Source organism: Micromonospora sp. NPDC050980 (assembly GCF_040653835.1).
Lineage (GTDB): Bacteria > Actinomycetota > Actinomycetes > Mycobacteriales > Micromonosporaceae > Micromonospora.
Window position 1 is genome coordinate 1 of sequence record NZ_JBFAGS010000030.1, and the last position, 19,701, is coordinate 19,701.

Consider the following 19,701-nt stretch of genomic DNA (forward strand, 5'->3'; position numbering starts at 1 on the left):
ACATTCCGAACCCGGAAGCTAAGCCCTCCAGCGCCGATGGTACTGCACTCGGGAGGGTGTGGGAGAGTAGGACACCGCCGGACAATCTTCCAGTCGAGGGCCGCCCCAGCAGGGTCGGCCCTCGACTGCGTTAGCGTTCTGGCGGAAACGCCATCAGGAAGGATGCACCTGTGAGCTCTGGACCGCAGGGCGGGGACGGCCCCCGCCGCTACGAGGATCGCGCCGACCGTGGCCAGGGGCGCGGCGACGCCCGCCGCGATGACCGCCCCTCGTACCGGGGTAGCCGTGACGACCGCGCCGGCGGCAGCTACGGCCGGGACAGCCGTGGCGGTGCCGGTGGTGACCGTCGTGACGGTGGCTTCCGGGGTGGTGACCGTCGTGAGGGTGGTTTCCGTGGTGGCGACCGCGACGGTGGTTTCCGGGGCGGTGACCGTCGCGAGGGCTACGCCGGCGGCGAGCGTCGTGACGGTGGCTTCCGGGGTGGTGACCGTCGTGAGGGTGGTTTCCGCGGTGGCGACCGCGACGGTGGTTTCCGGGGCGGTGACCGCCGCGAGGGGTACGCCGGCGGCGAGCGTCGTGACGGTGGCTTCCGCGGTGGTGACCGTCGTGAGGGTGGTTTCCGTGGTGGTGACCGTCGTGAGGGTGGTTTCCGTGGTGGCGACCGCGACGGTGGCTACCGGGGCGGTGACCGTCGTGAGGGTGGTTTCCGTGGTGGTGACCGCGACGGTGGCTACCGCGGTGGTGACCGTCGTGAGGGTGGTTTCCGCGGTGGCGACCGCGACGGCGGTTTCCGGGGCGGCGAGCGTCGCGAAGGTGGCTTCCGAGGTGGTGACCGTCGTGACGGCGGCTACGGCCGGGACAACCGCTCGGCGGGTGCGTCGGGCACCGATCGTCGTGAGGGTGGTTTCCGGGGTAGCGAGCGTCGCGAGGGTGGCTTCCGTGGTGGGGAGCGTCGTGAGGGTGGCTTCGACCGGGACAACCGCAGCAGTGCCGGCGGCGGCCGGCGTGAGGGTGGCTACAGCCGGGACAACCGCTCAGGGGGTGCGCCGGATACCGATCGCCGTGAGGGTGGTTTCCGGGGCGGTGATCGCCGTGAGGGTGGTTTCCGGGGCGGCGAGCGTCGCGATGGCGGGGGCCGGCGTGACGGCGGCTTCCGGGGCGGTGACCGCCGCGAGGGCTACGCCGGCGGCGAGCGTCGTGACGGGGGCTTCCGTGGTGGCGAGCGTCGCGAGAGCGGGTTCCGTCGTGACGACCGTGAAGGCGGCTACCGCGGCGGCGACCGCCGTGAGGGCTACGCCGGCGGCGACCGCCGTGACGCTGGGCACCGAGGCGGGCGCAGCGAGCGGGGCGGGGAGCGCCGCGGTTTCGGCGACCGGCCGGAGCGGGACGACCGCCGGCCGGGCACCTACGGCTCGCAGCGTGAGCGACAGGACGAGCGTGGCGAGGGTCGTACCGGCGAGGCGCCGGACCTGCCGGACGAGGTGGTCGCCAGCGACCTCGACTCGACCGTCCGGGCCGAACTGCTCTCCCTCGCCAAGCCGGTGGCGGAGACCGTCGCCCGGCACCTCGTCGCGACCGGCCTGGTGATCGACGAGGACCCGACGCTGGCGTTGGCGCACGCGATGGCGGCCCGCCGGCTCGCCTCGCGCATCGCTGCCGTCCGGGAGGCGGTCGGGCTGGCCGCGTACCACGCGGGGGAGTGGCAGACAGCCATCGCCGAACTCCGGACGTACCACCGGATGACGGGTCTGCAGATCCACCTGGCGGTCCTGGCCGACTGCGAGCGCGCGCTGGGCCGGCCGGAGCGGGCGATCGACCTGTTCCGTGGCGCGGATCGGAAGAAGCTCGACCAGGCCGTGGCGATCGAGCTGTTGATCGTGGCCGCCGGTGCGCGGGGCGACCTGGGGCAGAAGGACGCGGCCGTGGCGATGCTGCAGGTCCGCGAGCTGACCGCCGACTCGACCGAGCCGTGGGCGGCGCGGCTGCGTTACGCGTACGCGGACGCCCTGCTCGCGGTGGGCCGGCGCGAGGAGGCGCGGGAGTGGTTCTCCCGGGCCGCCGACGTCGACTCCGAGGGTGAGACGGACGCCGCCGAGCGGATGCTGGAACTCGACGGCGTGCTGATCGAGGGAGACGACGAGGACGACGAGGACAGCGGCGTCGACGAGGACGACGAGGACGACCGGGACAGTGTGCGGGGCGACGACGAGCGGGTCGCCACAGCACGTTCGGATGACGCGGCTGGGGGCGGATACCGGGACCGCGACGCCGGTGGCCTGGCCGACGACGAGCTGACCGACGCCGAGGCCGGCTCGCTCGCCTCTGCCGCCGACGCGTCCACCGAGCCGGACCGCCCGTCGGGCGATGACGTCCCGGCCGGCGGCGGCCGGACCGCGGATGCCCGGACCGGCGGCCGGGACGGCGACGTCCGGGTCGGCGGGGACGAGGCGGCGGAGCGCCGGTGACCGGGCACTCCGGGAGCACCGGTTCCGGCGCGGATCGCGACCGTGCCGGTGCCGGTGGGCGGTTGATCGACGAGTACGCGCTTGTCGCGTTCGACCTTGACGGGGTCATCTACCTGATCGACCGGCCGATCCCCGGCGCGGTGGAGGCGGTCAGCCGGCTACGTGCGGAGGGACGGGCGGTCGCGTACGCGACGAACAACGCCTCCCGCCGTTCCAGCGAGGTGGCCGACCTGCTCACCGGCATGGGCGTGCCGGCCGAGCCAGCGGAGGTGCTCACCTCCGCCGCCGCCACGGCCGAGCTGCTCGCCGACCGGTTGCCGGCCGGTGCGCCGGTGCTGGTGGTCGGTGCGGAGGCGTTGCGGGCCGAGCTGCGCGCGGTGGGCCTGCGGCCGGTGTCGACGGCCGAGGAGCAGCCCGCCGCCGTGGCTCAGGGATACGGGCCGGAGGTGGACTGGTCCGACCTGGCCGAGGCGTCCCTGGCGGTGCGGGCGGGAGCGCCCTGGTACGCCACCAACACCGACCGCACGCTGCCCAGCCCGCGGGGGCCGCTGCCCGGCAACGGTTCGCTGGTGGCGGTGCTGCGCACCGCGCTCGACCGGGACCCGGACGTGGTGGTGGGCAAGCCGGAGCCGGCGTTGTTCGCGACCGCGGCCCGTCGGGCCGGAACCGGTCGCACCCTGGTGGTGGGCGACCGGTTGGACACCGACATCGAGGGCGCCCGCCGGGCCGGCCTGGACAGCCTGCTGGTGCTGACCGGGGTCAGCGACGCGGCCGAGCTGCTGGCCGCGCCCGAGTCGCGCCGGCCGACGTACGTCTCCTTCGACCTGGCCGGGTTGTTCGACCCGGAGGCCGTGGTGGCGGTGCCCGGCCGGCCGGGCACCAGCGGCTGGTCGGTGACCGGGGCCGGCGGGGAGCTGGCGCTCGACGGCGCGGGACGGCCGTTGGACGCGCTCGCGGCGCTCTGCGCGGCGGCCTGGTCGACGGCGGCCGGGCCACGGGTGCGGGCCGGGTCCCCGACGGCGGCGCAGGCGCTCGCCGCGTTCGGCCTCGACGACTGAGCGGCGGCCCTCAGAGCAGCTTGCGGAGCTTCATCAGGTCGAACGGGTTCGCCTTGACGGACACCCGCCGGGCGGCCACCGCCGACATGATGTCGAGCTTGCCGTGCACCAGGGCGACCAGGTCGTCGCTGCCGGTGCTCAGCGCGATCTTGGCTTTGGGGTCGTCACCGTCGGTCAGACCGACCAGCCGGCCACCTTCGAGCCGCCCGTGGAAGGCCGTGTCCAGGTCGGTGATCCGGCAGGCCAGGGTGCGGTCGAGATCGATGCGCCCCTGTGCCTCGACGTGCCGGTCGAGCCGGTCGGCCAGGTCCTGCAACGCCTGCCGGCAATCGTCCACGCTGGCCACATCGTCTCCTCACCACGAGCCACACCGCTCCCGGCACCGTACCGCAACGACGCGTCGCAGGTGCCCGGTAGCGTGGCACGTGCACACCCCGCCCCGCGGAAGGAATCAGGCATGCAGGACGCGTGGCGCGCCTACCTCGAGCTGGCCATGGGCCTGACGGAGGCGCCCCGGAAGAAGGCGCAGGACACGGTGAGGCGGGTCGTCGGCCAGGGTGGCGCGACGGCCGGGCAGCTCCAGTCGCTCGCCGAGGAGCTGCTCGCCACCGGCCTGGCGAACCGGGAGGCGCTGACCAAGCTGGTCCGTTTCGAGGTCGACCGGGCCCTGGGCGCCGTCGGCCTGGCCACCGCCGACGAGGTGGCCGAGTTGACCCGCCGGGTGCACGATCTGGAGCGGCGGTTGCGCGAGGCACGCACCCTCCCCGCGCCGGCCGCCGCCGGTTCAGCCGCGCCGGCGCGCCCGACGCCCGCACCGGCCGGTGCCGAGCCGGCAGCGGCCGGGTCGGGGCGCCGCGCTGAGCCCGCACCGGCCGGGGAACCCGACGCCGCGCCCGCGAGGAAGGCGGTGGCGAAGAAGGCAGTGGCGAAGAAGGCGGTGGCGAAGAGGGCGGTGGCCAAGAAGGCGATCGCGAGGAAGCCCGCGGCGACGGTGGCGCGCACGCCTGCCGACGAGCCGCCCGCCGCGCCGGCCCGGCCGGCGAAGAAGAGCGCCGGCCGGGCGGCCACCTCGTGACCGCGCCGCACCGGCCCGGACCGCCGCCGCGTCCCGGACCACCACCGGGTGCGCGAACCGGGCCGCCGCCCGGCGTCCGCCCGGCACCGACCGAGGAGGTGGGCGAGGCTCGGCACCCGGCCGTGGACGCCGCGGTGCGGGGCATGGCCAACGCCGAGGCGCTCGCCCCGGCGGACCAGATCGCCCAGTACGAGGCGGCCTACGAGACGTTGCGCGAGACGCTCGCCAGCATCGACCAGGCCTGAGCAGACGCGGAGAACGGACACCGATGGCTCGTCGTACCCGGCTGGACGCCGAACTCGTCCGGCGTGGCCTGGCCCGCTCCCGCGAGCAGGCCGCCGCGCTGGTCGAAGCCGGCCGCGTCCACCTGCGCGGAGTGCCCGCCCGCAAGGCCGCGGCCATGGTCGACCCGGCCGACCCGTTGCTGGTCACCGGCGAGGACCCGGCGGAGGACTACGTCTCCCGCGGCGGGCACAAGCTGGCCGGCGCGCTCGCCGCGTTCGCACCGGGCGGGCTGGCCGTGACCGGCCGGCGGTGCCTGGACGCGGGCGCGTCCACCGGTGGCTTCACCGACGTGCTGCTGCGCGCCGGCGCAGTCGAGGTGGTGGCCGTCGACGTCGGTTACGGGCAGCTCGCCTGGCCGCTGCGCAACGACGAGCGGGTCCGGGTGTTCGAGCGCACGAACGTGCGTACCCTCACGCCGGAGACGATCGGCGGCCCGGTCGACCTGACGGTCGCCGACCTGTCGTTCATCTCCCTGCGTCTGGTGCTGCCCGCGCTGGCCGCCTGCACCGGCCCCGCCGGCGACCTGGCCTTGATGGTCAAGCCGCAGTTCGAGGTGGGCCGGGAGCGGGTCGGCGCCGGCGGTGTGGTGCGCGACCCGGCGCTGCGCGCCGAGGCGGTGCTCGACGTGGCCGCCGCCGCCGCGCGCCTCGGCCTCGGCCTGGCCGACGTGGCGGCCAGCCCGCTGCCCGGGCCGAGCGGCAACGTCGAGTTCTTCGTATGGTTGCGCCGGGACGCGCCGGCCGCCGAACCCGACCGGGTCCGCGCGGCGGTCGCCGCCGGCCCGCAGGGCGCCGCCGCGACGGCGGCCACGACCGAGGAGGTGTCCGGGTGAGTCGGACCGCGCTGCTGGTGACGCACACCGGTCGTCGACGCAGCACCGAGCACGCCCGTGCGGTGGCCGCCGACCTGATCTCGAACGGGTTCGAGGTGCGGGTGGTCGCCGAGGAGGCCGACGACCTCGACCTGCCCGGCGTGGTGCCGGTGACCGGCCCGGAGGCGGCCGAGGGCGCGGAGATCGTCTTCGCGTTGGGCGGGGACGGCACGTTCCTGCGCGCCGCGGAGCTGGCCCGCCCGGCCAAGGCGCCGTTGCTCGGCATCAACCTGGGCAAGGTCGGCTTTCTCGCCGAGGCCGAGATCAACGACCTGGACACCGCGGTACGCGACGTGGTGGCTCGCCACTACACCGTGGACGAACGCCTCACCCTCGACGTGACCGCCGAGTTCGACGACGGGCCGACCATCGAGTCGTGGGCGCTCAACGAGATCAGCGTGGAGAAGGGCGAGCGTGCCCAGATGCTGGAGCTGCTCGTCGACGTGGACGGCCGGCCGTTGTCGCGCTACGGCTGCGACGGGGTGGTCTGCGCGACCCCGACCGGCTCCACCGCGTACGCGTTCTCCGGCGGCGGGCCGGTGGTCTGGCCCGAGGTGGAGGCGTTGCTGCTGGTACCGATCAGCGCGCACGCGCTGTTCAGCCGTCCGCTGGTGACCGCGCCGACCTCCACGTTCGCGATCACCGTCGACCCGTTCACCACCCTCGCGGTGCTCTGCTGCGACGGCCGGCGGGTCTACGACCTGCCGCCCGGCGCCCGGGTCACGGTGCGCCGGGGAGCGTTGCCGGTGCGCATCGTGCGATTGCGGGCGCGCCCGTTCACCGACCGGCTGGTGGCCAAGTTCGGCCTGCCCGTGCAGGGCTGGCGCGGCAGCCGTCGCTGAGCGGCGCGTCAGAGGGACCGGCTCGTCGGGCGCGCGTTACGGTGGGCGTACGGGCCGCGTCGAGGTGCGTCCGGGCGTGGCGGTGAGGCCCGCCGTTCCCGGACGATGCGCGGCCCGCGGGTCGCGGGTCCGGCCAGGGGTGGCCGGGGCCGTGACGGGTCGGGGCGTCGGGGCGTCGCGGCCGGCCGCGGCGGGCGGACCGGCGCGCCGTGCCCGGTCGGGTGTCGACCCCGGTCGGGCCGACAGGTCGATGAGCCGCCGCCGGAGGAAGCGGCGGAGCGCGACCTGGTCGAGCACCCGACGCCCCACCACCTCCCCCAGGTTCCGAGCGCCCTGATGCACGGAACGAGTGGCTATCCGGCTGCTGATAGGCGCACTTTCCGTGAATCAGCGCGGACGGGGGTGGGGGTGGGGGTGGGGACGGGGGTGGGGGTGGGGTGGGGTGCTGTGCCGGCTGGTCAACTGTCACCCGGCGGGGCTACTGTCGGGTGCTGTGCTGGAAGAGCTGCGCATCACCGGACTGGGCGTCATCGAGGACACCACGCTGCCCCTGGCCGGGGGGATGAACGTCATCACCGGCGAGACCGGTGCCGGCAAGACCATGGTGGTGACCGGCCTCGGCCTGCTCTTCGGCGGCCGGGCCGACGCCGGCCGGGTGCGGGCCCAGCCGGGCCGTGCGCTGGTGGAGGGGCGGCTGCGGCTGCGCGGCCGGGTGGCCGAGACGGTGCACGCCCGCATCGTCGACGCCGGCGGCGAGCCCGATGAGGACGGTTCGCTGCTGCTCAGCCGCAGCGTCACGATCGAGGGTCGGTCCCGGGCGCACCTGGGCGGGCGCAGCATGCCGGTGTCGACGCTCGGCGAGGTCGGCGAGCAGGTGCTGGCCGTGCACGGCCAGTCCGACCAGTTGCGCCTGCTGCGCCCGGCGGAGCAGCGGGGCGCGCTCGACCGGTTCGCCGGCGGTGAGCACGAGAAGCTGCTCGACGGGCTGCGCGAGACGTACGGGCGGTGGCGGGCGGTGGTCGACGACCTGGCCGACCGTCGCCGCAACGCCCGCGAGCGCAGCCAGGAGGCGGACCTGCTGCGGTTGGGCCTCGACGAGATCACCCGGGTCGACCCGCAGCCGGGGGAGGACGACGAGCTGAAGGCCGAGGCGCAGCGGTTGGAGCACGCCGAGGGGCTGCGCACCGCGGCCCAGGTGGCGCAGCAGTGCGTGGCCGGCGGGGTGGAGGCGACCGACGACACCCCGGACGCGGCGGTGCTGCTCGGCACCGCCCGCCGCACGCTGGAGGCGCAGGCCGGCACCGACCCGGCGCTCGGCGAGTTGGCGACCCGGTTGGAGGAGGCCGCCACGCTGGTCACCGACGTGGCCGCCGAGCTGTCGACCTATCTGACCGCGCTGGACGCCGACCCGGCCCGGCTCCAGACGGTCTACGAGCGTCGCGCCGCCCTGCGCGCGCTCACCCGCAAGTACGCCGACGACGTCGACGGCGTGGTGGCGTGGGCGGAGCGGGCGCGGATCCGGCTGTCCGATCTGGACACCTCCGACGAGCTGTTGGACGAGCTGGACCGGGAGGCGTCGCGGCTCGCCGGTGAGGTGGCCGACCTCGCCGGCCGGGTCTCCGCCTCGCGGCAGGAGGCGGCCGTGCGCTTCGCCGAGCAGGTCACCGTCGAGCTGGCCGGGTTGGCCATGCCGCACGCCCGGATCGAGGTGGCGGTGCTGCCGCGCCCGGCCGGACGGGCCGAGCCGAGCCTGCCGGTCAACGGCGTCGAGGCGGGCGTGGGCGCGGACGGCGCCGACGAGGTCGAGCTGCGGCTGTTGGCGCACCCGGGTGCGCCGGCGCTGCCGTTGCAGCGGGGCGCCTCCGGCGGTGAGCTGTCCCGGGTGATGCTCGCCATCGAGGTGGTCTTCGCCGGGTCCGGCGGGCCGCCCACGCTGGTCTTCGACGAGGTCGACGCCGGTGTCGGGGGTCAGGCCGCGGTGGAGATCGGCCGGCGGCTGGCCCGGCTGGCCCGCAGTCACCAGGTGTTGGTGGTCACCCACCTGCCACAGGTCGCCGCGTTCGCGGACCGGCACCTGGTGGTGGCGAAGGACACCGGGGGCGCGGTGACGACCAGCGGCGTGCGGGTGGTGGAGGACACGGAGCGGGCCCGGGAGTTGGCCCGCATGCTCGCCGGTTTGCCGGACTCGGATCTGGGTATCGCCCATGCCGAGGAACTCCTGGCCGTGGCGGCCAAGGAAAGACGCCCGTGATGCCCCGATTGTGAGCGCAAGCACACCGGGGCGCGTTCCGGTGTGCTTCCCTGGGTAGGCGGCCCTGCTCAGGCATGTCGCGACAGCAGACCCTGCCCCACATGCCAGGATGGTCACGATGCGTCTACCCACACTGCGCCGGACCCGGACCGCGGAACCGGGCTCGATCCTCGGCACCGCACGCCTCGACCGCCGGACGAAACGGCTGGTCGGTCGCCTGCGCCCCGGTGACATCGCGGTCATCGACCACGTCGACCTGGACCGGGTGGCCGCCGACTCGCTGGTCGCGGTGGGGGTCGCCGCGGTGCTGAACGCCAAGCCGTCGGTGTCCGGGCGCTACCCCAACCTCGGCCCCGAGGTGCTGGTCGCGGCCGGCATCCCGCTCCTGGACGACCTGGGCGAGAGCGTCTTCGAGCAGGTTCGCGAGGGCGACGTGGTGCGCATCGAGGGCAACACGGTCTTCGTCGGCGCCGAGCCGGTCGCGCACGGCGCGTTGCAGGACGCCGAGACGGTGGCCAAGTCGATGGCGGACGCCCGGGAGGGTCTGTCGGTGCAGTTGGAGGCGTTCGCCGCCAACACGATGGACTACCTCCGGCAGGAACGCGACCTGCTGCTCGACGGCGTCGGCGTGCCGGAGATCCAGACCCAGGTGCAGGGCCGGCACTGCCTGATCGTGGTCCGGGGCTACGACTACAAGGCCGACCTGGACGTGCTGCGTCCCTACATCCGCGAGTTCAAGCCGGTGCTGATCGGCGTCGACGGTGGGGCCGACGCGCTGGTCGAGGCCGGCTACACGCCTGACATGATCATCGGTGACATGGATTCGGTCACCGACGACGTGCTGCGCTGCGGCGCCGAGGTGATCGTGCACGCCTACCCCGACGGGCGGGCCCCGGGCCTGGCCCGGGTCAACGGCCTGGGTGTGCCCGCGATCACGTTCCCGGCGGCGGCCACCAGCGAGGACCTGGCCATGTTGCTGGCCGACGAGAAGGGCGCCTCGCTGCTGGTGGCCGTCGGCACCCACGCCACCCTGGTGGAGTTCCTCGACAAGGGCCGCGGCGGCATGGCGTCGACGTTCCTCACCCGGTTGAAGGTGGGCGGCAAGCTGGTCGACGCCAAGGGCGTCAGCCGCCTCTACCGGCAGAGCATCTCCGGTTCCTCGCTGCTGCTGCTGGTCCTCTCGGCGGTCGCCGCGATGGCCTCCGCGGTGGCGGTCTCCACCGTCGGCAAGGCTTATCTGGGCGTGGTCTCCGAATGGTGGGACAATTTCGTGTTCCAGCTCGGCCAGCTCTTCTAGCTCCCCCGACGATCAAGAGGCTGCAAGCGTGATCAACTTCCGCTACCACGTGGTGTCCCTGACCGCGGTATTCCTGGCCCTGGCGATCGGCCTGGTGGTCGGCACGGCCGCCCTGAACGGGCCGGTCGCCGACGCGCTCCGGGAGAACGTCAACGGCCTGCGCAAGGACAACTCGCTGATGCGCCAGGCGGTCAACGACATGCAGAAGCAGTTGGAGACCGAGGAGGACTTCGCCGCCGAGATGGCGCAGGTCGTCCTGCCCGGCAAGCTCGCCGACCGCCGGGTGCTGGTGCTCACCCTGCCCAGCGGCCGGGATCAGGCCGAGGGTGTCATCAAGATGCTCCGCACCGCCGGCGCCGACGTCACCGGCCGCATCGACATCCAGGACAAGTTCATCAACCCGGACAGCAACAACAACCTGCTGGAGCTGGCGGTCACCGCCGCTCGCCCGAACAGCGCCCCCGCCACCAACCTGCCCGGCAACGGGCACGGCGTGGAGACCTCCAGCGCGCTGTTGGCCAACGTCCTGGTGGACCGGCCGGCGGGCAGCCCGCCGGTCAGCGACGCCGACCGGAGCAGCGTCCTGCAGCAGTACGCCACCGCCGGCTACCTCACCCCGGAGGACAAGATCTCCGGCGCGGCCGAGGCGGTGGTGCTGGTCACCGGCCAGCCGTACGTGGACAAGGACTCGGCCAAGAAGGACGAGACGGTGGTGAAGATCGCCGAGCAGTTCGACCGGGCGGGGGCGCTCGTGGTCGCCGGCATGGGCTCGACCGGCGGCAACCTGGTCGCCGTGGTCCGCGGCGACCCGGTGCTGTCGCAGACCATCTCCACCGTCGACAACGCCAACACCGTGCAGGGGCAACTGGTCACCAGCCTCGCCCTCGCCGAGCAGTTGAGCGGCAAGAAGGCCGGCCAGTACGGCGTGGGCGACAACGCCGGGTCGCGGTTGCCTAAACTGCCCCAGTGACCGCCCCGGGCCGTGCAGGTCCGTGCCGCGTCGCGTCGAGAGTCCGGATCAGGAGGGGTCGCGTGAGACTGGGTCGGCTGCTGGCCGTGGGCGCGGGGGTGCTGACCGCCCGCTACGCGCTGCGGGAGGTGCGCACGTCGCCCGGCGCGCCGGCGTTGGAGCGCACCAACTACCGGGGCCGCACCGTGACCCTGGCCGCCGGCCCGGCACTCGCCGCGGGCGCCGCCACCGCGGGCGCGTTGGCCGCCGGCAGCGCCCCGGCCGGCGCCGCCGCGCTCCTGGCCGGCGTCGGCGCCGGGGCCGTCGGGCTCTACGACGACGTGGTCGGCGCGCGCCCGGAGCAGAAGGCCGCCAAGGGCTTCGCCGGGCACCTCGCGGCGCTGCGCAAGGGACGGGTCACCGCCGGCCTGGTCAAGGTCGCCGGGGTGGGCGCGGCCGGGCTGGGGGCCGCGGCGCTGCTCGCGGCCGACGCCCGGGTCGCCGCACACCCGCGCCGGCAGCGTGCCGGCGCGTTCGGCCGGGGGCTCGACGTGCTGCTCGGCGCCGGCGTGGTGGCCGGCACCGCCAACCTGGTCAACCTGCTCGACCTGCGGCCCGGCCGGGCATTGAAGTCCGGCATGCTGCTCGGCGTGCCGCTGTCCGCCGGCCCCCACGGCGGGATCGCGGCGGGCGCGGTCGGCGCGGCGGCCGGGCTGGTCGCGGACGACCTGAACGAGCGGGTGATGCTCGGCGACAGCGGCGCCAACGCGCTCGGCGCGCTGCTCGGGGTGAGCCTGGCCGCGCGTACCGGGCCGCTGGGGCGGGCCGGTGCGCTGGCCGTGCTCGCCGCGCTCACCGCGGCCAGCGAGAAGGTCAGCTTCACCCAGGTCATCGCGCGGACCCCGGGTTTGCGGCAGCTCGACGAGCTGGGTCGGCTCGCCGACTGACGTGACGAAGCCGGCACCCCTCGCCGCCGCCGGCCGCGTCGCCGGGGCGGCTGCCCTCATCGCCGTCCTCACCGTGGTCAGCCGCCTCGCCGGCTTCGGCCGCACCGCCGTGTTCACCTGGACGCTGTCCACCAGCGACCTCGGCGGCGCCTACCTGGTGGCCAACTACGTCCCGAACTTCATCTTCGAGATCGTCGCCGGTGGGGCGCTGGCCAGTCTCGTCGTACCGCTGCTGGCCCGTGCCGTCGAGGCGGGTGACCGCCGGGCGGTGGCCGCCACCACGGGCGCGCTGCTGACCTGGACGCTGAGCCTGCTGGTGCCGCTGGCGGTGCTGGTCGCGGTGTTCGCCGACCCGCTGCCGGGTCTGCTCGGCCACGGGCTCAGCGACGCCCAGCAGGCGTCCGGCGCGCGGATGCTGCGGGTCTTCGCACCCCAGCTCCCGCTCTACGGCGTGGGGATCGTGCTCACCGGCGTGCTCCAGGCGCACCGGCGCTTCGCCTGGCCGGTGATCGCGCCGTTGCTGTCCAGCGTCACCGTCATCGCGGTCTACCTCGGCTTCGCCGCGGTCGAGGGGCGGCTGGCCACCATCGACGAGGCCGGCCGCGGCGGCGAGCTGTTGTTGGCCGCCGGCACCACGCTCGGCGTGCTGGTGCTCTCGCTGTCGCTGCTGATCCCGCTGCGCCGGCTGCGACTGCGGCCCCGGCCGGGCTACCGGTTCCCGGCCGACGCCCGGGCGCGGGTCGGCGGGCTGGTGGCCGCCGGGGCGGTCACCGTGACCGCGCAGCAGATCGCCCTGGCCGTCACGCTCAACCAGGTCAGCTACGGCCGGATCGCCGACGTGGGCGTGTTCAACCTGGCCCAGACCGTCTACTTCCTGCCCTGGTCGGTGCTGGCGGTGCCGCTCGCGGTGGCCGCCTACCCGACGTTGGTGGCGGCCACCGCGAGCGGCGACGAGCGCGCCTACCGGGACACCCTCGCCCCGGCGGTGCGCGGCGTGGTGCTGTTCAGCCTGCTCGGCGCCGCCGCGCTGGCCGGCGCCGCGATCCCGGTCGGGCACTTCTTCTTCGCCGACCCGGTCGACGCGCGCACCGCCGCCGCCGGCATCGCCGGGTTCGCGCCCGGCCTGCTCGGCTACGGGCTGTTCGCGGTCCTCACCCGGGCGCTCTACGCCCGCGGCGAGACCCGTGCGGCCGGCGTCGCCACCGCGCTCGGCTGGTTGAGCGTGCCCGCGTTCGCGGTCCTGCTCGCCCAGGCGCTGCCGCTGGCCGACCGGGTGCTCGCGGTGGCGCTTGCCACCTCCGCCGGCATGGTGCTGCTCGGCGCGCTGCTGATCGCCGCCGTGCGACGCGCCGCCGGGCCGGCGGCACTGGCCGGTCTCGGCCGGGCCGGCGCGGCCGGGCTGCTGGCCGCCGTGGTCGCCGCGGCCGGCGGCGCGGCCACCGCCCGGGGGCTCGCGCTGGCGATGGGCGGGACCCCGACGACGTTCGGGGCCCTCGGGCAGGGCATGCTGTCCGGGGTCGTGGTCGGTGTCCTGTTCCTCGCCGTCGCGTGGCTGACCGACGCCCGCGACCTGCGACCGCTGCTCGCGGCCGTGACCCGCCGGCTGCGGCGCCGGCGACCGGTCGGCGGGGCCGATGGCCCGCCGTCCGACCAGCACCCCGGCGACCGGGGCGACGGAAAGGAGATCGTTTCCTCATGACGGACGCCTCGCCCGCACCGCGCTGGCCCGGGTCGGTCGCCCTGGTGCTCGCCTCCAGCACCGGCGGCGTGGGGCAGCACGTCCGCTCCGTCGCCCGGGGACTGACCGAGGCGGGCGCGTCGGTGCTGGTCTGCGGGCCGGCCGCCACCGAGGACCAGTTCGACTTCACCGCGGCCGGCGCCCGGTTCGCCCCGGTGGAGATCCCGGCCAACCCCACCCCGGGCGACGCGCGGGCGGTCACCGCGCTGCGCCGGGCGCTGGCGGAGACACCCGTCGACGTGGTCCACGCGCACGGGCTGCGCGCCGGCCTGGTCGCGGCGCTCGCCCGACCCGCCGCCCCGCTGGTGGTGACCTGGCACAACGCCGTCCTCGCCGGCGGTCTGCGGGGCGCGCTGTCCCGGCTGGTCGAGCGGGTCGTCGCCCGGTCCGTCCGGGTGGCGCTGGGCGCCTCCGCCGACCTGGTCGAGCGGGCCGCCGCGCTGGGCGCCGGCGACGCCCGGCTGGCCCCGGTGGCCGCGCCGGCGCTGCCCGCGCCGCGCCGCCGCCGCGCCGCGGTGCGCGCCGAGGTCGGCGTGGCCGGCGACCGTCCGTTGATCCTCTCGGTGGGCCGGCTGCACCCGCAGAAACGGTACGACGTGTTGATCGACGCCGCCGCCCGGTGGCGCACCCGGGCGCCCGCCCCGGCGGTGGTGATCGCCGGCAGCGGTCCCGCCTACCTGCCGCTGGCCGCGCGGATCTCGACCGCCCGCGCCCCGGTGACGCTGCTCGGGCACCGCACCGACGTGGCGGACCTGCTGGCCGGCGCCGACCTGGCGGTGGTCACCAGCGACTGGGAGGCCCGCCAGTTGTTCGCGCAGGAGGCGCTGCGGGCCGGCGTGCCGCTCGTCGCCACCGCGGTCGGTGGCCTGCCGGAGCTGGTCGGTGACGGCGCGGTGCTGGTCCCGCCCGGGGACGTGGACGCCGTGGACGCGGCGGTGCGTGAGCTGCTCGACGACGCGCCGCGACGCGCCGAGCTGGGTCGCCGGGGCGCGGCCCGGGCCGCGGGCTGGCCGACCGAGGCGGACACCGTGGCCGCGCTCGCCGACCTGTACGCCGAGCTGACGCCGCAGCACGCACCGGGAAACCGCTGATGCTGCGCAGACTGACCCCGGCGCTGCTGACCCTGATGGTGGTGGCGCTGGGCATCGCGGCGCTGGCCGCCCGCCCGGACGACGGCGCGCCCCGGCGCGACGCCGACTTCGTGGTGCTCGTCGGCGCGGCGGGTCTGCGGTGGGACGACGTGGACCCGCAGCACACCCCGACGCTGTGGAAGATGGCCGAACAGGGGGCGATCGGGTCCCTGTCGGTGCGCTCGGCACACCGCCCCACCTGCCCGGTGGACGGGTGGTTGACCCTCGGCGCCGGCAACTTCGCCGCCTGGAACGGCAGCCGCCCGAGTGGTGGCTGCCCGGCCAGCGCGGTGACCGTCGAGGAGCCCGACGGCATCGGCGCCAACCTGCCCGACCAGCCTGCCGTGGTCGCGTACAACCAGGAGAAGCTGGCCTGGGGGGCCACGCCGGGCGCGCTGGCCGAGTCGGTGCGCTGCTCGGTGGCCGTCGGTCCGGGCGCGGCGGTGGCCGCGGCCCGCCCGTTCGGCCGGGTCGACCGGTACGAGTCGGCGCTGCCCGACGACCCGAGAGAACTGCTCGGCTCCTGCGTGCTGAGCATCGTCGACGTGGGCACCGTCGACGGCGACGACCCGGCGGCGCGCGCCGCGCAGGCACGGCGGGCCGACGACCGGCTCGCCCGGGTGCTCGCCGCCCGCCCACCGCGCTCGCTGGTGCTGGTGGCCGGCGTGTCGGACACCGACGCCCCGGCGCGGCTGCACGTCGCGGTGGCGGACGGTCCCGGCTGGGAGGGGGGCTGGTTGAGCTCGCCGAGCACCGCCCGTGCCGGCTACCTGCAACTGGTCGACCTGGCGCCGACCGCGCTCGCCGCGCTGGGCCGGCCGATGCCGGAGCGGCTGTTCCTCGGCCGGCCCGCGGTGACCGTCGACGACCGGCCGGACGACCTGCGCGCCGCGATCGCGGCGCCGGCCGGCGCCGACCGGGAGGCCGCCGCCCAGCGCCGGGTCGCCGGCTGGTTCTTCGCCCTGCTGGCCGCCGCCCAGGTGGCGCTCGCGGTGGCGGTGCTGCCGCTGCTGCGCCGGGCCCGCCGGCTGGCCGGCCCGCACTCGCCGGCGCCGGTGTCCCGGCGGGTGGTGGCGGTGGTGGAGCTGCTGCTGATCGCCGCCGCGCTGGCCGTGCCGGCGGCGCTGCTGGCCGACGCGGTGCCCTGGTGGCGCGGGCACCACGCCGGCTGGTGGTTCGCCTCGGTGACCGCGCTGCTGATCGTCGGCGGCACCGCCGCGGTGCGGTTCACCCCCGGGCACGACCGCACGCTCGGGCCGCTCGGCGCGGTCGCCGGGCTGGCCACCCTGGTGGTCGGCGTGGACGTGCTGACCGGTTCCCGGCTGCAGCTCAACGGGGTGGTCGGTTACTCCGCGTTGGAGGGCGGCCGGTACGCCGGGGTGGGCACCGTGGGGTTGGGGGTGTTCATCGCCGGGTCGCTGCTGTGCGGCGGGTGGCTGGCCCAGCGGGTACGCCGGGGCTGGCGGCCGGCCGTCCTGGTGGCGGTGGGCGGCGCGGCCGTGGTGGTGGTGGGCAGCCCGTACCTGGGCGCCGACTCGATCGGGGCGATCGCGCTGACCGCCGGGCTGAGCGTGGCGGCGGCGATCTGCACCGGCGGCTGGCTGACGGTCAGCCGGCTGGCCTGGGCCACCATGGCGGGGCTGGCGGTGACCATCGGCTTCGCCCTGGTGGACCTGGGCCGCCCCGTGGCCGAGCGGGGTGCCCTGGGCCGGTTCCTGGCCGCGCTCGGCGACGGCACCGGCGGGCTCACGGTGCACCGCTCCAGCACGTCGAACGTCCAGACGTTGGTGAACAGCCCGCTGACCGTGCTGGCCCTGGCCGGGGCGGCGCTGGTCTGGCTGGCGCTGCTGCAGCCGTGGGGCGGGCTGTTGCGGTTGTTCGGCATCTATCCGGCGATCCGGGCGGCGATGGCCGGCACCGGGGTGGCCGCCGGGCTCGGCGGCGTGCTGGGCGGATCCGCGCTGGACGTGGCCGGCGCGGCGGCCGCCCTGGTGGTGCCGATGGCGGCGCTGGCCGCGTTGCGGGTGCTCGACCACTCCACCGACCGCACCGTGCCCGACGGTGGGCGCGGCGGGGGAGCGGACGGCGCGTCGGCGGCGTCGGCGGACGATGCCACGGCCACCCGGACGCCGGGTGCCCGGTCGGGGGTCCCCGGCGGCGGCCACGAGCGCGTAAACGGGTCTCACGTGCGCCGACAGCGGGTGCGACGCCGGCTCACGGTCCGCAAGGTGTTACCGTGGAATCCCGTGGATCGCGTGATCACTTGGCTGATCGACACGGCGGTTCGCACGACCGCTACGGACGACACGGGAGCAGGCCTTGGCCCCTTCAGCACGGACGACCAGGCACATTTTCGTCACCGGGGGAGTCGCCTCCTCGCTGGGTAAGGGCCTCACCGCCTCCAGCCTCGGCAACCTGCTGACCGCGCGTGGTCTGCGCGTGGTGATGCAGAAGCTCGACCCGTACCTGAACGTGGATCCCGGCACCATGAACCCGTTCCAGCACGGCGAGGTGTTCATCACCGAGGACGGGGCCGAGACCGACCTCGACGTCGGGCACTACGAGCGGTTCCTCGACCGTGACCTCTCCGGCAAGGCGAACGTCACCACCGGGCAGATCTACTCGGCGGTGATCGCCAAGGAGCGACGCGGCGAATACCTGGGCGACACCGTCCAGGTCATCCCGCACATCACCAACGAGATCAAGGCGCGGATCCTCGGCATGGCCGACCCGGACACCGAGGGTCAGGTCCCGGACGTGGTGATCACCGAGGTGGGTGGCACGGTCGGCGACATCGAGTCGCTGCCGTTCCTGGAGTCGATCCGCCAGATCCGGCACGACCTGGGCCGGGACAACTGCTTCTACCTGCACGTGTCGCTGGTGCCCTACCTGGCGCCGTCGGGCGAGCTGAAGACCAAGCCGACCCAGCACTCGGTGGCGCAGCTGCGCAGCATCGGCATCCAGCCCGACGCGCTGGTGCTGCGCTGCGACCGGGAGATCCCGGACAAGGTCAAGGAGAAGCTGTCGCTCTACTGCGACGTCGACCGGGAGGCGGTCACCGCCGCCCCGGACGCGCCGAGCATCTACGACATCCCGAAGGTGCTGCACCGCGAGGGCCTGGACGCCTACGTGGTGCGCCGGCTCGGCCTGTCGTTCCGCGACGTCGACTGGACGAGCTGGGACGACCTGCTGGAGCGGGTGCACCAGCCGCGCCACACGATCACCGTGGCCCTGGTCGGCAAGTACGTCGACCTGCCCGACGCCTACCTGTCGGTGAGCGAGGCGATCCGGGCGGCCGGTTTCGGCCACCGCGCCCGGGTGCAGCTGCGGTGGGTGCCCAGCGACGAGTGCGTCACCCCGGCCGGCGCCGCCGCCGCCCTGGCCGGCGTCGACGGCGTCGTGATTCCCGGCGGTTTCGGGGTGCGCGGCATCGAGGGCAAGGTCGGCACCGCCCGGTACGCCCGGGAGAACGGCGTCCCCCTGCTCGGCCTCTGCCTCGGTTTGCAGTGCATGACCATCGAGGTGGCCCGCCACCTGGCCAACCTGGACGGGGCGAACTCGCTGGAGTTCGACGAGGAGGCCGTGCACCCGGTCATCGCGACGATGGCCGACCAGGAGGACATCGTGGCCGGTCGCGGCGACCTGGGCGGCACCATGCGGCTCGGCGCCTACCCGGCGACGCTGACCGAGGGCTCGATCGTCGCCGAGGCGTACGGCAGCACCGAGGTCAGCGAGCGGCACCGGCACCGGTACGAGGTGAACAACGCCTACCGCGACCAGCTCGCCAAGGCCGGCCTGACCATCTCCGGCACCTCCCCGGACGGCCGGCTCGTCGAGTTCGTCGAGCTGGACCGCAACCTGCACCCGTTCTTCGTGGCCACCCAGGCGCACCCGGAGCTGAAGAGCCGCCCGACCCGCCCGCATCCGCTGTTCGCCGCGTTCGTCGGCGCCGCTGTCGCGTACTCCGAGGCCGACCAGCTCCCGGTGGACCTGGACGGCCCGGCCGACGCCGCCGGGAAGAAGCCCGCCCGGGCCGCGAAGGCGCCCGCGACGTGAGCGGCGTCGAGCACCGGTACGAGGTGACCGCCCGCCGCGACGTCTGGTCCGGTCGCATCTTCTCCGTGGTCAGCGACGACGTGACCATGCCCGGCGGCGACACCGCGGCCCGCGACTACGTCCGGCACGTGGGCGCGGTGGCCGTGGTGGCGCTCGACGACGCCGGCCAGGTGGTGCTGATCCGGCAGTACCGGCACCCGGTCGGGCGGCACCTGTGGGAGCTGCCCGCCGGCCTGATGGACGTCAGCGGCGAGGACCTGGCCGTCGCGGCGACGCGGGAGTTGGCCGAGGAGGCCGACCTGACCGCGGGGCGCCTCGACGTGCTTGTCGACCTGCACAGCTCGCCGGGCTTCTCCGACGAGGTGGTCCGGGTCTTCCTGGCCCGCGACCTCGCCGAGGTGCCGGCGGCGCAGCGGCACGACCGGCGGGACGAGGAGGCCGACCTCCAGGTGGTCCGCGTCGACCTCGACGAGGCGGTCCGGATGGTCCTGGCCGGGGAGATCACCAACGCGCCCTGCGTGGCCGGGCTGCTCGCCGCCGCCCGGGCCCGGGCGGCCGGCTTCACCGAGCTGCGCCGCTCGCAGGCGCCGCTGCCCCGCTGACCGGGCACCGACGACGGGCGGGGCCGTGGCGTCCGCCGCGCGGCCCCGCCCGATCCCATGCCTGACACTCCGTCAGCACCACCGGCCACCGGATGTCACTGTGTTGGCGTCCGGGGCCGTGCCGCCCGCCTAGAC

Annotated in this window: 17 protein-coding genes; 16 read left to right on the forward strand and 1 reads right to left on the reverse strand. The window is 75.3% G+C overall.

From position 1 onward, the window contains the following. Positions 1-285 precede the first annotated feature (285 nt). From AB0H28_RS27390 to AB0H28_RS27400, 3 genes are all read left to right on the forward strand, one after another. On the forward strand, positions 286-1,587 hold the full coding sequence (locus AB0H28_RS27390) for a hypothetical protein (RefSeq protein WP_358046096.1): 1,302 nt from the start codon (positions 286-288) through the stop codon (positions 1,585-1,587). Beyond that, entirely contained in the window at positions 1,542-2,465 is a 924-nt protein-coding gene (locus AB0H28_RS27395) for a Replicase polyprotein 1ab (RefSeq protein WP_358046192.1), read from the forward strand. The genes AB0H28_RS27390 and AB0H28_RS27395 overlap by 46 nt, the downstream gene beginning before the upstream one ends. A gap of 62 nt (positions 2,466-2,527) precedes the next feature. Next, entirely contained in the window at positions 2,528-3,523 is a 996-nt protein-coding gene (locus AB0H28_RS27400; RefSeq protein ID WP_358046195.1) for an HAD-IIA family hydrolase, read from the forward strand. 10 nt (positions 3,524-3,533) lie between these two features. Here AB0H28_RS27400 and AB0H28_RS27405 read toward each other — a convergent pair whose 3' ends face one another. Beyond that, positions 3,534-3,869 carry an SCP2 sterol-binding domain-containing protein gene (locus AB0H28_RS27405; RefSeq protein WP_358046099.1) on the reverse strand — a complete coding sequence of 112 codons (336 nt, stop codon included), beginning with the start codon at positions 3,867-3,869 and terminating at the stop codon, positions 3,534-3,536. Positions 3,870-3,980: 111 nt separating this feature from the next. On the opposite strand from AB0H28_RS27405, the gene AB0H28_RS27410 reads away from it, so the two are divergent. From AB0H28_RS27410 to AB0H28_RS27470, 13 genes are all read left to right on the forward strand, one after another. Then, positions 3,981-4,598: a hypothetical protein gene (locus tag AB0H28_RS27410; protein ID WP_358046101.1), complete on the forward strand. Its 618-nt coding sequence runs from the start codon at positions 3,981-3,983 to the stop codon at positions 4,596-4,598. Beyond that, positions 4,595-4,843 carry a hypothetical protein gene (locus AB0H28_RS27415; protein WP_358046104.1) on the forward strand — a complete coding sequence of 83 codons (249 nt, stop codon included), beginning with the start codon at positions 4,595-4,597 and terminating at the stop codon, positions 4,841-4,843. The genes AB0H28_RS27410 and AB0H28_RS27415 overlap by 4 nt, the downstream gene beginning before the upstream one ends. Before the next feature lie 23 nt (positions 4,844-4,866). Next, entirely contained in the window at positions 4,867-5,715 is an 849-nt protein-coding gene (locus AB0H28_RS27420) for a TlyA family RNA methyltransferase (RefSeq protein WP_358046107.1), read from the forward strand. Next, complete coding sequence (locus AB0H28_RS27425; protein WP_358046110.1) at positions 5,712-6,596, forward strand: NAD kinase; 885 nt, start codon at positions 5,712-5,714, stop codon at positions 6,594-6,596. Before AB0H28_RS27420 ends, AB0H28_RS27425 begins: the two co-directional genes overlap by 4 nt. Before the next feature lie 493 nt (positions 6,597-7,089). Next, a complete protein-coding gene (recN, locus tag AB0H28_RS27430; RefSeq protein WP_358046113.1) occupies positions 7,090-8,847 on the forward strand; it encodes a DNA repair protein RecN in 1,758 nt (585 codons plus the stop codon). Between the two features lie 118 nt (positions 8,848-8,965). Then, complete coding sequence (gene steA, locus AB0H28_RS27435) at positions 8,966-10,144, forward strand: putative cytokinetic ring protein SteA (RefSeq protein ID WP_358046116.1); 1,179 nt, start codon at positions 8,966-8,968, stop codon at positions 10,142-10,144. Between the two features lie 28 nt (positions 10,145-10,172). Continuing rightward, positions 10,173-11,114: a copper transporter gene (locus AB0H28_RS27440; protein ID WP_358046119.1), complete on the forward strand. Its 942-nt coding sequence runs from the start codon at positions 10,173-10,175 to the stop codon at positions 11,112-11,114. Positions 11,115-11,176: 62 nt separating this feature from the next. Next, complete coding sequence (locus AB0H28_RS27445) at positions 11,177-12,040, forward strand: hypothetical protein (protein ID WP_358046122.1); 864 nt, start codon at positions 11,177-11,179, stop codon at positions 12,038-12,040. A 1-nt stretch (position 12,041) separates the two neighbouring features. After that, the gene (locus tag AB0H28_RS27450) at positions 12,042-13,739 is read left to right on the forward strand and encodes a lipid II flippase MurJ (RefSeq protein ID WP_358046125.1); all 1,698 of its coding nucleotides are present in this window, start codon (positions 12,042-12,044) and stop codon (positions 13,737-13,739) included. Next, positions 13,736-14,869, forward strand: a complete 1,134-nt coding sequence (locus AB0H28_RS27455; RefSeq protein WP_358046128.1) for a glycosyltransferase family 4 protein — start codon at positions 13,736-13,738, stop codon at positions 14,867-14,869. The genes AB0H28_RS27450 and AB0H28_RS27455 overlap by 4 nt, the downstream gene beginning before the upstream one ends. Continuing rightward, positions 14,869-17,295, forward strand: coding sequence for a hypothetical protein (locus AB0H28_RS27460; protein WP_358046131.1), 2,427 nt, complete (start codon positions 14,869-14,871; stop codon positions 17,293-17,295). The genes AB0H28_RS27455 and AB0H28_RS27460 overlap by 1 nt, the downstream gene beginning before the upstream one ends. Further along, positions 17,228-18,964, forward strand: coding sequence for a CTP synthase (locus AB0H28_RS27465; protein ID WP_358046134.1), 1,737 nt, complete (start codon positions 17,228-17,230; stop codon positions 18,962-18,964). The genes AB0H28_RS27460 and AB0H28_RS27465 overlap by 68 nt, the downstream gene beginning before the upstream one ends. After that, on the forward strand, positions 18,961-19,566 hold the full coding sequence (locus AB0H28_RS27470; protein WP_358046137.1) for an NUDIX hydrolase: 606 nt from the start codon (positions 18,961-18,963) through the stop codon (positions 19,564-19,566). The genes AB0H28_RS27465 and AB0H28_RS27470 overlap by 4 nt, the downstream gene beginning before the upstream one ends. Positions 19,567-19,701: the final 135 nt, after the last annotated feature.